Here is a 14,241-nt window from a genome sequence, read left to right on the forward strand (position 1 = left end):
ATAGTCGGCCCATGACCACCACCGCCCCAGCCGACATCCTGCACACCCTGCGTAGCGCCTGGCAGTCGCAGCGCCCCACGCTCGACCAGCGCGAAGCCGACCTGCGCCGCCTGCGTGAAGCGCTGAAGCCGCGTCTGGACGAGATGGCCCAGGCCATCGCCGAAGACTTCGGCCACCGTGCCCACGTCGAATCGAAACTGGCCGATGGCATGAGCGTGCTGTCGGCCATCGACCACCTGCGCCGCCATCTGCGACGCTGGTCGAAGCCGCAGCGGGTCGGTGCCGGTTGGCGACTGTGGCCGGCGCGTGCGCAGCTGCGGCCGACGCCGCTGGGCGTGGTCGGGGTGATCTCGCCCTGGAACTACCCGGTCACGCTGGCATTGGTGCCGCTGGCCACCGCCATCGCCGCCGGCAACCACGTGCTGCTGAAGCCTTCGGAGCACACGCCGCGCACCAGCGCGTTCCTGGCCGATCTGCTGGACAGTGTGTTCCCGCCCGATCGGGTGGCGGTGGTGCAGGGTGGGGCGGACGTGGCCGCAGCGGTGTCCTCGCTGCCGCTGGACCATCTGCTGTTCACCGGCTCGACGGCGGTTGGCCGCAAGGTGATGGCCGCCGCGGCTGAGCATCTGGTACCGGTCACACTGGAGCTGGGCGGCAAGTCGCCGGCGATTGTCTGCCGCGATTTCCCGCTGGACAAAGCCGCCGCGCGGCTGGCCACCGGCAAGTGGTTCAACGCGGGCCAGACCTGCATCGCGCCGGATTATGTGCTGATCGATAGCGTCCGCCAGCGCGAGTTCGTGCAGGCACTCCAGCAGCAGGTGCAGCAGCGCTACGGTGATTTCAGCAGCGCCGACGACTACACGCGCATCATCAACGAAGGCCAGTACCGGCGCCTGCAGGGCTATCTGACGCAGGCGCGCGAACGCGGCGTGCCGGTGATTCCGCTGGCGCAGGTGGATGAGGCGCGCGCCGACCGCGAGCGCCTGCTGGTGCCGACCGTGGTGCTGGACCCGCCGGACGACCTGGACCTGATGCGCGAGGAGATCTTCGGGCCGATCCTGCCGGTGCGGGCCTACCCGGACCTGGAGGCGGCGCTGGCCGACGTGCTGTCCCGCGACCGGCCGCTGGCGCTGTATCCCTTCAGCCACGACACGGCGACGGTGGAGCGCATCCTGGGCCAGGTGGTGGCCGGCGGGGTGACGGTGAATGACACGCTGCTGCACTTCGCCGCCGATGGCCTGCCGTTTGGTGGGGTGGGGGCCAGCGGCATGGGCGCGTACCACGGCCGGGCCGGGTTCGATGCAATGAGCAAGCGGCTGCCGGTGCTGTGGCAGTCGCGCTGGGCCGCCAGCGACCGGCTGCGTCCGCCGTACTCGAAGATTGCGGGGTTGTTGAAGCTGCTGGTGCGGTGATCGGGTTCCGGTAGGTGCCAACCTTGGTTGGCACAGGGTGATTGCCGGCGCCAACCAAGGTTGGCGTCTACCGGGGTATAAGGGCGCCCATCAAGGCCCATCCGGGTAGAATGCCCGCATGAAGATCGCCTCGTGGAACGTCAATTCGCTCAATGTCCGTCTGCCGCACCTGGAGCAGTGGCTCAAGGAGTTCGGCCCGGACATCGTCGGTATCCAGGAAACCAAGCTGGAGGACCACAAGTTCCCCGATTCGGCGCTGATCGCCGCGGGTTACCGCAGCGTGTTCGCCGGCCAGAAGACCTACAACGGCGTGGCGCTGCTGTCGCGTGAGCCTGCGCAGGACGTGCAGATCGGCATTCCCGGCTTCGAGGACGAACAGAAGCGTGTCATCGCCGGTACCTTCGGCGACCTGCGTGTGATCAACCTGTACGTGGTCAACGGCCAGGACATCGGCACCGACAAGTACGAATACAAGCTGCGCTGGCTGGAAGCGGTGCATGCCTGGATCGCCGAAGAACTGCAGCGGCACCCGAAGCTGATCGTGATGGGTGACTTCAACATCGCCCCGGACGCGCGCGATGTGCACGACCCGGAGGTCTGGAACGACAACCACATCCTGACCTCCACCGCCGAGCGTGGCGCATTGAACAAGCTGTTGCAGCTGGGGCTGCACGATGGCTTCCGCCTGCATAACGACGAGGCGGGCACCTTCAGCTGGTGGGATTACCGTGCGGCGGGCTTCCGCCGCAACCTGGGCCTGCGCATCGACCTGACCCTGGTTTCCGACGCGCTGAAGGGCAGTGCGGTGGCCTCGGGCATCGACCGCGAGCCGCGCACCTGGGAACGCCCGAGCGACCATGCGCCGGCGTGGGTGGAAGTAGAGTCGAGCTTGCTCGACTGATCTCCCATGCAGTCGAGCAAGCTCGACTCTACAGAACGGGGCCCGACAATTGCCGGGCCCGTTCTGGAACATCTGCCGGCCCGTGGCCGGCACTACCCTCAGATCACCGTATGCTCTTGCGGGTGAACAGGTTGACGATCGCCAGCAGGATCACCGCACCGATCAGCGAGAACAGGAACGTGCGGATGGTGATCGCTTCGTTGATGCCGCCGCCGAACAGCCAGCCGGAAATCAGCGCGCCGACGATGCCCACCACGATGTTGAGGATGATGCCCTGCTGGGCATCGCGCTTCATGATGATGCTGGCCAGCCAGCCTACGATGCCGCCGACGATCAGCCAGATGATGATGCCCATGATCGAACCTCCGGTGGGGAACTGTGACCAGTTGACGCGCATGGCCGTGAACCCGTCGTGCAATTGCGTGATGGGCGCGTGCGGATGAGCCTGCCAGCCACCCTCGACGGCCCGTGGCGCTTCGGTCCGGTGACGGTCTGGCGCCGCCCGCACGTGCCGGGCCACCGCGGTGAACCGCAGGCACGGCAGGTGCTGGCGCAGGCATTGGGCGCCGACCCGGAGACGCTGCCGCTGGTCCGCGACGACAAGGGTCGGCCGGAACTGAGCGGCGCGCTGGCCCATTACGGCACCGGCTGGAGCCACAGCGGCGAGGTGCTGCTGGTGGCGCTGGGCGAAGGCGTGCGGCTGGGCGTGGACCTGGAGCTGCTGCGGCCGCGGCCGCGCCTGCTGGAGATCGTGCAGCGCTTCTTCCATGCCGAGGAGGTGGCCTGGCTGCAGAGCCTGGATGAGGCCGGGCGCGAGCACTGGTTCTTCCGCGTGTGGTGCGTCAAGGAAGCCATCCTTAAGGCGCACGGGCAGGGCATCTCGTTCGGCCTGCACCGGCTGCAGCTGGCGCCGGGGGCCGATGGTGCCCTGCATCTGCGCTGGTGCGACCCGGAACTGGGCGAGGCCGCGCGGTGGCACCTGCACGAATGGCAGGCCACCGGCCAGTTCCGTGCGGCGTTGGCCTGGTATCCGCACTGAAGCGGGGAATCAGCGCGCAAAACCGGCGATAATGTCGGCATGAGCGAACACCCACTTCCCGCCAGCGTGGCTGCCACGCTGGAACAGGGCCTGGCCAGCATGGGCCTGGACGCCGCGCTGGCGCCGCCGCTGCTGCGCTACCTGGCCCTGCTGCACCGCTGGAACGGCACCTACAACCTCACCGCCATCCGCGACCCGCAGGAGATGGTCACCCGTCATTTGCTCGACTCGCTGGCGATGCAGCCGTTCGTGGCCGATGGCAGCCTGGCCGACCTCGGCACCGGCCCCGGGCTGCCCGGCATCCCGCTGGCGATCGCCTGCCCGGGCCTGCAGGTCACCCTGGTCGAGAGCAACGGCAAGAAGGCGCGCTTCATGCGCGAGGCCGTGCGCCAGCTGGGTCTGGACAATGCCCGCGTGGCCGAATCGCGCGCCGAGGCGCTGGACGAGGCCGGCCGCTACGACCAGCTGACCGCGCGCGCGATGGACACCCTGGCCGGCATCGTCCGCGTTGGTGGCCACCTGCTGCGCCCCGGCGGCGTGTTGCTGGCCATGAAAGGCGTCTACCCACATGAAGAGATCGCAGCGCTGCCGGCCGGTTGGCAGGTGCGCGAGGTGACCCCGTTGAGCGTGCCCGGCCTGGCCGGCGAACGCCACCTGGTCACTGTTACAGGCCCCTGATTCCCGCCGCCAGCCCCTTGTGGAACAACGGGTTGGCGATCCACGATTTCCGCAAGGGGCCGGTTGTACGCATAATGACCGGTCCCAGCACACGTCGACGAGGCACACCCGCATGGCCCGCATCATCGCCATCGCCAACCAGAAGGGTGGCGTCGGCAAGACCACGACCGCCGTCAACCTGGCCGCTTCCCTGGCCAACGCACCCAAGCGCGTGCTGTTGGTCGACCTGGATTCGCAGGGCAACGCGACCATGGGCAGTGGCGTGGACAAGCGTGAGCTGGTCTCCTCCACCTACGATCTGCTGCTGGGCGAGTCCAGCGCCGCCGATGTGCGCGTGCAGACCGCCGAAGGCTACGACCTGCTGCCCGGCAACATCGACCTGACCGCCGCCGAGATCCAGCTGATGGCGCAGAGCGAGCGCGAGCAACGGCTGAAGCGTGCGCTGGCGCCAATCCGCGACGAGTACGACTACATCCTGATCGACTGCCCGCCGGCGCTGTCGCTGCTGACGCTCAACGCGCTGGCCGCCGCCGACTCGGTGATCGTGCCGATGCAGTGCGAGTACTACGCACTGGAAGGCCTGAGCGCGCTGGTGGAAACCATCGAGGCGCTGCGTGCCAACCTCAACCCGGCGCTGGAGATCGAAGGCGTGCTGCGCACCATGTTCGATGTGCGCAACAACCTGGCCAACGCGGTCTCGGCCGAGCTCACCGAGCACTTCGGCGACCGCGTGTTCCGCACCATCGTGCCGCGCAACGTGCGCCTGGCCGAGGCGCCCAGCCATGGCCAGAGCATCGTCGGCTACGACCGCGCCTCGCGCGGTGGCGTCGCCTACCTGGGCCTGGCCGGCGAGATCATCCGCCGCAACAACGAACGCAACAAGGCCGCCAAGGCCGTGGAGATCGTCTGATGACCAGCAGCAAGCCGGCAGCCAAGAAGCGAGGCCTCGGCCGTGGCCTGGATGCGCTGCTGGGTCCCAAGGGGGCGGTCAGCCAGGTGCAGGCCACCACCGCGGTGATCGAGCCGCTGCCGGGTGAAGTGCTGCGCAAGCTGGCCGTGGGTCAGCTGCAGCCGGGCAAGTACCAGCCGCGCCGTGAAATGGACGAGGGCAAGCTGTCCGAGCTGGCCGACTCGATCAAGTCGCAGGGCGTGATCCAGCCGATCCTGGTGCGCCAGCTGCCGGCGGGCAACTACGAAATCGTCGCCGGTGAACGGCGCTGGCGCGCATCGCAGCTGGCCGGCCTGGACGAAGTGCCGGTGGTGGTGCGCGAGCTGGAAGACCGCACCGTCATCGCGATGGCGCTGATCGAGAACATCCAGCGCGAAGACCTCAACCCGCTGGAAGAAGCCGAGGCGCTGCAGCGCCTGATCAGCGAGTTCACCCTGACCCATGCCGAGGCCGCCGAGGCCGTGGGCCGCTCGCGCGCGGCGGTGTCCAACCTGCTGCGCCTGCTGGAGCTGCCGGTGGCGATCCGCCTGCTGCTGGAAACCCGCCGCCTGGAAATGGGTCACGCCCGCGCGCTGCTGACCCTGGCTCCCGAGCTGGCCGGCAAGCTGGCCCAGGAAGCAGCCGATGAAGGCTGGTCGGTGCGCGAGGTCGAGCGCCGTGCGCAGGCCTTCGCGGCCGGCAAGGTGCCGAGCAACCGCCCGGCGGCCACGCCGAAGGTGCAGCAGGCCGACATCGCCTCGCTGGAGACCGAGCTGTCCGAAGCGCTGGGTGCCAAGGTGGCGATCAGCCACGGCCGGGGCGGCAAGGGCAAGCTGATCATCCACTACACCGATCTGGATACCCTGGACGGCGTGCTGGAAAAACTGCGCACGCGCCAGGGCTGAGCCCGGCGCAGCGCCAGGGGATGCGGCCTGTTCCTGCCGCGTCCTGTAGATGACAGGGAACGCACCGCCGCGCGCGCCGGGGGATGCACTGCTCTCCGGTCCGTGGCCTCATCCAGGGAGCAGGACATGAGCAACACATTCGACGACGTCAGCCCGGGCGGCAGCCCGATCATGGTGCACAGCCGCCAGAAGGACTTCACCCCGCCGCAGGGCGAAGAACACATCGAGGCGATCGGCGCGCACATCGAGCGCCATCTGGGTCCTGTGTCCGGCGTCTTCCACGAGATCATCTCCGACCTGGTGCACATCGACGTGCACGTGGTGCCGGCCAATGACCAGTTCCCGTACCTGCGGCTGGTGACCTCCGGCATGAGCGACCTGCCGATGACCGTGCCCGCCGAGGTGGACGCGGACGCGCCCCGCTACATGGAACTGATGGTGACCCTGCCGGCTGACTGGCCGATTTCGCAGGATGCCTTCGAGGACGAACGCAATTACTGGCCGGTGCGTCTGCTGAAGGGCATGGCGCGGCTGCCGCACGAGTACGACACCTGGCTGGGCTTCGGCCACACCATTCCCAACGGCCATCCCAGCGAGCCCTACGCGCCGGGCGTGGGCTTCGACGGTGCCATCGTGCTGCCGCCGGTGACTACCCCGGAGGACTTCGCCACGCTGGAACTGGACGACGGCAAGACCATCAGCTTCATGACCCTGGTCCCGCTGTATCCGGAAGAGATGGACCTGAAGCTGAAGAAGGGCGCCGAGGCGCTGCTCGACCGCTTCGATGCGAAGAAGATCAAGGATGTAATCGAACCCGGCCGCACCAATGTGGCCAAGAAGCGTTTCGGGCTCTTCTGAGCCCGCAGCGTATCCTCTGCACCTGTACTCATTGATTTCCAGGCCACTGCAATGACCATCCTGCTAACCGGCGCTGCCGGCTTCATCGGTGCCTACACCGCCCGCGCGCTGCTGGAGGCGGGCCAGCCGGTGGTCGGCCTGGACAACTTCAACGATTACTACGACCCGCAGATCAAGCGCGACCGCGTGGCCGCGCTGTGCCCGACGCTGGACCTGCGCGTATTGGACCTGACCGACCGCGAGGGCCTGGCCGCGCTGTTCGATGAAGTGCAGCCGACTGCGGTGATCCACCTGGCCGCGCAGGCCGGCGTGCGCTATTCGCTGGAAAACCCGCACGCCTACGTCGACAGCAACCTGGTCGGCTTCGTCAACATGCTCGAACTGTGCCGTCACCGCGGCGTGCAGCACCTGGTGTATGCCTCCAGCAGCTCGGTCTACGGTGATTCGGCCACGCCGCCGTTCTCCGAGGACCAGCGCGTGGACCAGCCGCGTTCGCTGTATGCAGCGACCAAGGCGGCCAACGAGCTGATGGCCTACACCTACGCACAGCTGTACGGACTGCATGCCACCGGCCTGCGTTTCTTCACCGTGTATGGCCCGTGGGGCCGGCCGGACATGGCACCACTGCTGTTCTCGCGCGCGGTGCTGGCCGGGCGGCCGATCGACGTGTTCAACGAAGGCCGCATGCAGCGCGACTTCACACATGTTTCCGACATCGTGTCGGGTATCCTCGGCGCGCTCGCGCATCCGGCCGACGGTCCGGTGCCGCACCGGGTGTTCAACCTCGGCAACCATACGCCGGTCGAGCTGGAGCGCTTCATCAGCGTGATCGAGCAGGCTGCCGGCCGCCCCGCGCAGAAGGTCTACAAGCCCATGCAGCCCGGTGACATGGTGCGCACGATGGCCGATACCCGGCGCGCCCATGACGCATTCGGCTTCGACGCGGTGACCCCGATCGAAGAAGGGCTGCCGCCTGTCGTGCAGTGGTGCCGCGAGTACTTTGGCGACCGCGCCTGAGGACGGATCCTCACGCCACCGGGTTCATCTTCGGATAACCTCGGTTTCGGAGAATGCGCGGTCTTTGTCCCCCCTTGGCCGAGTGCCTTATGAGCCAACCCGAGCTTTCCGTTGTCGTCCCGGTGTTCAACGAGCGCGACAACGTCGCCCCGCTGGTTGCCGAAATCACCGCTGCGCTGCGTGGCCGGCTGCCGTTCGAGATCGTCTACATCGATGATCACTCGCGCGATGACACCCTGGCGGTGCTGCAGGGCCTGAAGGCGACCACACCGGAACTGCGGGTGCTGCACCACGTGAACCAGAGCGGGCAGAGCACCGCCGTGCGCACCGGTGTCAAGCATGCGCGGGCGCCGTGGATCGCCACCCTGGATGGCGATGGCCAGAACGATCCGGCCGACATTCCCAAGCTGCTCGCCGCGCGCGACGCTGCCGAGGCGCAGGTGAAGCTGTTCGCCGGCTGGCGCGTCAACCGCCAGGACAGTGGCAGCAAGCGCTGGGCCAGCCGCTGGGCCAACGCCATCCGTGCACGCATGCTGCGCGACGATACGCCCGATACCGGCTGCGGCATCAAGCTGTTCGAACGCAGTGCGTTCCTCGACCTGCCGTACTTCGACCACATGCACCGGTACCTGCCGGCGCTGATGCAGCGCGCCGGCTGGAAGACCACCAGCGTGCCGGTCAACCACCGCCACCGTACCGCCGGCGTCTCCAAGTACAACAACCTGGGCCGTGCGCTGGTCGGCATCCGTGACCTGCGCGGCGTGGCCTGGCTGATCACCCGCAGCAAGCGCACCGCGGTGGAAGAGCGGTGATGGGCCTGGAACTGCACTGGCTCGACCAGCCGCTGACCTGGCTGTACTGGACCGGCCTGCACGTGACCGGCTGGAAGCTGATCGGCTATACCGGCGCGCTGATGTTCGGCGGCCGCTGGCTGGTCCAGTTCGTCGCCTCCAAGCGTGCGGGCAAGCCGGTGATCCCGCGCCTGTTCTGGTACATGAGCGTGGTCGGCAGTCTGATGACGCTGAGCTACTTCCTGTTCTCGGCCAAGCAGGACTCGGTGGGCGTGCTGCAGAACCTGTTCCCGGCATTCACCGCGCTGTACAGCCTGCAGCTGGACATCAAGCACCGGGGCTGGAAGCGGGACAGGGCCAGCCACTAGGTCTTCGGTAGATGCCAACCTTGGTTGGCGCTGGGATTCTCCGGGTGCCAACCAAGGTTGGCAGCTACCAGAGCGGCCGTGCATCGGTAGCGCCGGGCCATGCCCGGCGGCTGTATCCGTCGGCCGCGCTGCGCGCTCGCGGGGCATGGCCCCGCGCTACCACGCGCCTTCGGCGCTGGGTCTCCCCGTCTGCCAACCAAGGTTGGCAGCTACCAGGACACGGCTCAGGCAGGACCTTCGTCCCATGCCATGGGCGGTGAGCGGTGCCATGATCGGGGTCTGCCTTCCCGGGAACCTGTGCTCGTGAAAACCCGTCTTGCCGTTGCCCTGTTGATCGCCCTGTCCGCCCCCGCTGTGGCCCTGGCTGCACCGCCCGCCACCGCCGCGCCGGCCAGCGTGGCCACCGAATCGCCCGCCGACGCCGCCTTCCGTGCGGTGTACGAGAAGGAATGGAAGTGGCGCCAGGATGGCGGCGGCGAGGCCAGCGAGGATGAAGACGCGCCCGCCAACGCCACCCGCATGCCCGACGTCGGCCCGGCCGCGCAGCAGGCGCGCTTGAAGGTGTGGGACGAGACTCTCGCCGCGCTGAAGAAGATCGACCCGAAGACCCTGTCGCCCGACAACCAGGTCAACTACGCGATCTACCGCGACCAGGTGTTCAACCTCGCCGAAGAGGTGCGCCTGCGCGGCTACGAGATGCCGTTCAACGCCGACTCCTCGTTCTGGTCCAACCTCTCCTTCATGGCCCGGCGCGAGATGAAGACCGTGCAGGACTACCAGAACTACATCGCACGGCTGAACGATGTGCCGCGCTATTTCGGGCAGCAGACAGAGAACATGCGCGCCGGCCTGAAGCGTGGCTTCAGCGTGCCGCGCGCGGTGCTCGATGGCCGCGAGGTGTCCATCGCCACCGTCGCCGAGTTGAAGGACCCGACCGAGTCGCCACTGTACGCGCCATTCAAGAAGCTTCCCAACAGCATCCCGGCCGCCGAACAGGCCAGGCTGCAGGCGCAGGCGCGTGAAGCGATCAACGGCAAGGTGGTGCCGGCGTTCCAGCAGCTGCGGACCTTCTTCGTCAACGAATACGTGCCGCAGGCGCGTACCACCCTGGCCGCCGAAGCGATGCCGGACGGCAAGGCGTACTACAAGCAGCAGATCCACGAATACACCACGCTGGACCTGTCGCCGGACGAGATCCATCGCATCGGCCTGGATGAAGTCGCACGCATCCAGAAGGAAATGAACGACATCATCAAGCAGGTGAAGTTCAAGGGCAGCTTCGCCGAGTTCCTGACCTTCCTGCGTACCGATCCGCAGTTCTATGCAAAGACGCCGCAGGAGCTGCTTTCGCGCGCGGCGTGGATTTCCAAGCGGGCCGATGGCCAGCTCGGCAAGTACATGACATTGCCGCGTGCGCGCTTCACCATCGTGCCGGTGCCGCCGGATATCGCGCCGTTCTGGACCGCTGGCCGCGGTGGCATGGGCACCTACTGGCTCAACACCTACAACCTGCCGTCGCGCCCGCTGTACAACCTGCCGGCACTGACGCTGCATGAGTCGGATCCGGGCCACGCGCTGCAGGGCGCCATCGCCGCCGAGCAGAAGAACCTTCCCGAGTTCCGCCGCAACGCCTACATCTCCGCCTATGGCGAAGGCTGGGCGCTGTACTGCGAGAAGCTGGGCGTGGAGATGGGCATCTACGAGACCCCGTACGAGGATTTCGGCCGCCTGACCTACGAGATGTGGCGCGCCGCGCGCCTGGTGATCGACACCGGCGTGCACAGCAAGGGCTGGACCCGCGAGCAGGCGCTGGCCTACCTGCGTGACCACACCGCGCTGAGCGAGCATGAAGTGACCACCGAAGTGGACCGCTACATATCCTGGCCGGGCCAGGCGCTGAGCTACAAGCTGGGCGAGATCGCCATCGTGCGCCTGCGTGCGCAGGCCGAGAAGGAGCTGGGCGACAAGTTCGACATCAAGGGCTTCCACGACACCCTGCTCAAGCAGGGCTCGGTGCCATTGCCGGTGCTGGAACAGCAGATCCAGGCCTACATCGCCGAGCGCAAGAAGGCCTGACCGCACTACCAGGGATCGGAAACGGGGTCGGATCGCAGGATCCGACCCCGTCATGTTTCACCCCACCGCTCGTGGCTTGGCCACCCGCGCTGCGAAGGTCGGCAGCACCAGCAGGGTCAGCACGGTGGCGGTGATCAGGCCACCGATCACCACCGTCGCCAGCGGCTTCTGCACCTCCGCACCCGAACCGCTGGCAATCGCCATCGGAATGAAACCGACGATCGCCACCAGCGCCGTGGTCAGCACTGCGCGGATGCGGCTGGAGGCACCGTTGATCGCCGCCTGCAGCGGCAGGTCACCGGCGTCCAGGCGCTCGCGGATCGCCTGCATCAGCACCAGGCCGTTCAACGTGGCCACGCCGGAGACGGCGATGAAGCCGACCGCCGCTGACACCGAGAACGGCATGCCTCGCAGCAGCAGCGCGAGAATGCCGCCGACCAGCGCCAACGGTACGCAGCTGAACACCAGCACGGCTTCCTTGCCGCTGCGCAGGGCCATGAACAGCAGGCTGCCGATCAGCAGGAACACCACCGGCACCACCGTTGCCAGCCGCTTCTCCGCGCGCTGCAGGTTCTCGAACTGGCCACCCCAGGTCAGGTAGGCACCCGGTGGCAGCGCCACGTCGGCCACTGCTGCCTGCGCCTCGCCGACGAAGCCGCCGAGGTCACGCCCACGCACGTTGGCCTGCACCACCACGCGGCGGCTACCGTTGTTGCGGCTGATCTGGTTGGGTCCTTCGCTGACTGTGATGCGCGCGACCGACGACAGCGGAATCACCAGCCCCGCGGGCGTGGCGATCGGCAGCGAGGCCAGCTGGTCTGGATCGTTGCGCGAGGCATCGTCCAGGCGCACCACCACGTTGAAACGACGATCGCCTTCGAAGATCTTGCCGGCGGCGGTACCACCGATGCCGGTGGCCAGCGCGTCACTCACATCGGCCGCGGTCAGGCCGTACTGCGCCGCCGCCACGTGGTCGATGGCCACGTTGAGCGTGGGCAGGCCGGAGATCTGTTCCACCCGCACGTCGGCCGCGCCGTTCACCGCACGCAGCTTCAGCGCCACCTGGTCGGCCACCTTCTGCAGCTGGCTGAAATCATCGCCGAAGATCATCACCGCCAGGTCGGTACGCACGCCGGAGATCAGCTCGTTGAAGCGCAGCTCGATCGGCTGGCTGAACTCGAAGCTGTTGCCCAGTTGCTGCCCGGCCAGCTTTTCGAAGCGTGCCACCAGTGCATCCTTGCCCAGCTTCGGATCCGGCCAGTCCTTGCGTGGCTTGAGCACGATCACGCTGTCGGAGATGTTGGTCGGCATCGGATCGATCGCCGCCTCGGCGGTACCGGTGCGCGAGAACACGGTTTCCACTTCCGGCTGCTTGGCAATCGCCTTTTCCAGCGCCAGTTGCATCGCCAGCGACTGCTCCAGCGACGTCGACGGCACGCGCAGGGCCTGCATCGCCACGTTGCCTTCGTCCAGCGTCGGCATGAACTCGCGGCCCAGCAGCGAGAACGAACCGATGCCCACCACCACCATCATCACCGCGCCTACCACCACCGTGCGCGGATGGTCCACGGCCTTGCGGATCACCGGTTCGATGCGCGCGCGCAGCACGCGGATCAGCTTGGTCTCGTGCTCGCCATCATCGGCATGCGCATCGCCGTCCTTCACCTTCGGCTCGCGCACCAGCAGTGCGGCCATCGCCGGCACGAAGGTGAAGGAGAAGATGAAAGCACCGATCAGGGCCAGCATGAAAGTGGCCGCCATCGGGTGGAACGTCTTGCCCTCCACGCCTTCCAGGGTAAGGATCGGCGCGAACACCAGCAGGATGATCAGCTGGCCGAAGGCCGCCGGGCGTGCCATCTTGCGCGCCGAATCAGCGGCCACGCGCAGGCGTTCCATCGCGGTCAATGCACGGCCCAGTTCGGCGCGGCGCTGGCCCAGCATCAGCAGCGTCGATTCGATCACGATCACCGCACCATCCACCAGGATGCCGAAGTCCAGCGCACCCAGGCTCATCAGGTTGCCACTGATGCCGAAGCGGTTCATGCCGATCACTGCAAACAGGAACGACAGCGGAATCACCAGCGCGGTGATCGTCGCTGCACGCAGGTTGCCCAGCAGCAGGAACAGCACCACCACCACCAGCAGCGCACCCTCGGTGAGGTTCTTGGCCACGGTCTTGATGGTGGAATTGACCAGCACGCTGCGGTCCAGCACCGGTGCTGCCACGATGTCCGCCGGCAGCGACTTGTTGACCTGTTCCAGGCGCGCCGCAGCTGCCTGCGCCACGGTGCGGCTGTTGCCGCCGGCGATCATCAGCGCGGTGCCGAGCACGGCTTCGTGGCCGTTGCGGCTGGCCGCACCCAGGCGCGGTGCGCGGCTCAGGTCAACGTCGGCCACATCGGTCACGCGCACCACCACGCCATTGCGGGTGGCCACCGGGGCCTGCGCCAGATCGTCGGTGGTCAGCGCCAGGCCATCGGCACGTACCACCAGGCCTTCGCCGGCACGCTGTACGAAACCGGCACCGGCCTGCACGTTGGAACGTTGCAGGGCAGTGACCAGGTCGGCCAGGCCGAGCCCGTGCGCGGCCAGCCTTGCACTGTCCGGATGTACGCCGTATTCCTTGACGTAGCCGCCGACTGTATCGACGCCGGCCAGACCGGGGCTGGAGCGCATCTGCGGCGCGATGATCCAGTCCTGCACGGTGCGCAGGTAGGTCGCACGTTCTTCCGGCGTGCGCAGCAGGTTGCCTTCGGGCGTGCGGTAGACCTCACCGGCCTGCCAGCCGGCTTCACCTGGCTTGGCCAGCTTGGCCGGATCGAACGCGGTGAAATCCACGGTCCACATCAGCACTTCGCCGAGGCCGGTGGTGACCGGCGACAGCATCGGCGACGCGCCATCGGGGAGGTCTTCCGATGCCTCGCGCATCCGTTCGGCCACCTGCTGGCGGGCGAAGTAGATGTCGGTCGCATCGGTGAAGATGGCGGTGACTTGCGAGAAGCCATTACGCGACAGCGAACGCGTGGTGGTGAGGCCAGGAATGCCGGCCAGCGCGGTTTCCAGCGGATAGGTCACCTGCCGCTCAATCTGTTCGGGCGTCAGCGCCGGTGCCACCGTGTTGATCTGCACCTGGCGGTTGGTGATGTCCGGCACCGCGTCGATCGGCAGCTTGCCCAGCTGGAACAGGCCCACCGCGGCGATCAGTGCCGCCATGAACACCACCAGCCAGCGGTGCCGAACCGCTGTTTCAATGATCAGCTTGAACATG

Annotated in this window: 13 protein-coding genes; 11 read left to right on the forward strand and 2 right to left on the reverse strand. The window is 67.3% G+C overall.

What is annotated here, in order from left to right; genetic code table 11:
- The first annotated feature begins 11 nt into the window (after positions 1 to 11).
- Positions 12 to 1,412 (forward strand): coniferyl aldehyde dehydrogenase, encoded by a 1,401-nt coding sequence (locus N5J73_RS11720; RefSeq protein ID WP_164078599.1) that lies wholly within the window; start codon positions 12 to 14, stop codon positions 1,410 to 1,412.
- 118 nt (positions 1,413 to 1,530) lie between these two features.
- A complete protein-coding gene (gene xth / locus N5J73_RS11725; RefSeq protein WP_049443816.1) occupies positions 1,531 to 2,313 on the forward strand; it encodes an exodeoxyribonuclease III in 783 nt (260 codons plus the stop codon).
- A gap of 103 nt (positions 2,314 to 2,416) precedes the next feature.
- Here xth and N5J73_RS11730 read toward each other — a convergent pair whose 3' ends face one another.
- Positions 2,417 to 2,668 (reverse strand): GlsB/YeaQ/YmgE family stress response membrane protein, encoded by a 252-nt coding sequence (locus N5J73_RS11730; protein WP_005411656.1) that lies wholly within the window; start codon positions 2,666 to 2,668, stop codon positions 2,417 to 2,419.
- Between the two features lie 84 nt (positions 2,669 to 2,752).
- On the opposite strand from N5J73_RS11730, the gene N5J73_RS11735 reads away from it, so the two are divergent.
- The 9 genes from N5J73_RS11735 to N5J73_RS11775 all read left to right on the forward strand — a co-directional run bounded on the left by N5J73_RS11735 (position 2,753) and on the right by N5J73_RS11775 (position 10,973).
- Positions 2,753 to 3,352 carry a 4'-phosphopantetheinyl transferase superfamily protein gene (locus N5J73_RS11735; RefSeq protein WP_049443814.1) on the forward strand — a complete coding sequence of 200 codons (600 nt, stop codon included), beginning with the start codon at positions 2,753 to 2,755 and terminating at the stop codon, positions 3,350 to 3,352.
- Between the two features lie 39 nt (positions 3,353 to 3,391).
- On the forward strand, positions 3,392 to 4,030 hold the full coding sequence (gene rsmG, locus N5J73_RS11740) for a 16S rRNA (guanine(527)-N(7))-methyltransferase RsmG (RefSeq protein WP_164078600.1): 639 nt from the start codon (positions 3,392 to 3,394) through the stop codon (positions 4,028 to 4,030).
- 112 nt (positions 4,031 to 4,142) lie between these two features.
- Entirely contained in the window at positions 4,143 to 4,940 is a 798-nt protein-coding gene (locus N5J73_RS11745; protein WP_006402850.1) for a ParA family protein, read from the forward strand.
- Positions 4,940 to 5,863 (forward strand): ParB/RepB/Spo0J family partition protein, encoded by a 924-nt coding sequence (locus tag N5J73_RS11750; RefSeq protein WP_049443811.1) that lies wholly within the window; start codon positions 4,940 to 4,942, stop codon positions 5,861 to 5,863. Before N5J73_RS11745 ends, N5J73_RS11750 begins: the two co-directional genes overlap by 1 nt.
- Positions 5,864 to 5,989: 126 nt before the next feature.
- A complete protein-coding gene (locus tag N5J73_RS11755) occupies positions 5,990 to 6,721 on the forward strand; it encodes a suppressor of fused domain protein (RefSeq protein ID WP_049443809.1) in 732 nt (243 codons plus the stop codon).
- A gap of 51 nt (positions 6,722 to 6,772) precedes the next feature.
- Entirely contained in the window at positions 6,773 to 7,738 is a 966-nt protein-coding gene (locus N5J73_RS11760; protein ID WP_049443808.1) for an NAD-dependent epimerase/dehydratase family protein, read from the forward strand.
- Positions 7,739 to 7,827: 89 nt separating this feature from the next.
- Entirely contained in the window at positions 7,828 to 8,550 is a 723-nt protein-coding gene (locus tag N5J73_RS11765) for a glycosyltransferase family 2 protein (RefSeq protein WP_049443806.1), read from the forward strand.
- Positions 8,550 to 8,897 (forward strand): lipid-A-disaccharide synthase N-terminal domain-containing protein, encoded by a 348-nt coding sequence (locus tag N5J73_RS11770; protein ID WP_010482376.1) that lies wholly within the window; start codon positions 8,550 to 8,552, stop codon positions 8,895 to 8,897. Before N5J73_RS11765 ends, N5J73_RS11770 begins: the two co-directional genes overlap by 1 nt.
- Before the next feature lie 303 nt (positions 8,898 to 9,200).
- Positions 9,201 to 10,973 carry a DUF885 family protein gene (locus N5J73_RS11775; protein WP_049443804.1) on the forward strand — a complete coding sequence of 591 codons (1,773 nt, stop codon included), beginning with the start codon at positions 9,201 to 9,203 and terminating at the stop codon, positions 10,971 to 10,973.
- Positions 10,974 to 11,030: 57 nt separating this feature from the next.
- Here N5J73_RS11775 and N5J73_RS11780 read toward each other — a convergent pair whose 3' ends face one another.
- Entirely contained in the window at positions 11,031 to 14,240 is a 3,210-nt protein-coding gene (locus N5J73_RS11780) for a CusA/CzcA family heavy metal efflux RND transporter (protein WP_164078601.1), read from the reverse strand.
- Position 14,241: the final 1 nt, after the last annotated feature.

The organism is Stenotrophomonas sp. GD03654 (assembly GCF_029845105.1).
Taxonomy (GTDB): domain Bacteria; phylum Pseudomonadota; class Gammaproteobacteria; order Xanthomonadales; family Xanthomonadaceae; genus Stenotrophomonas; species Stenotrophomonas africana.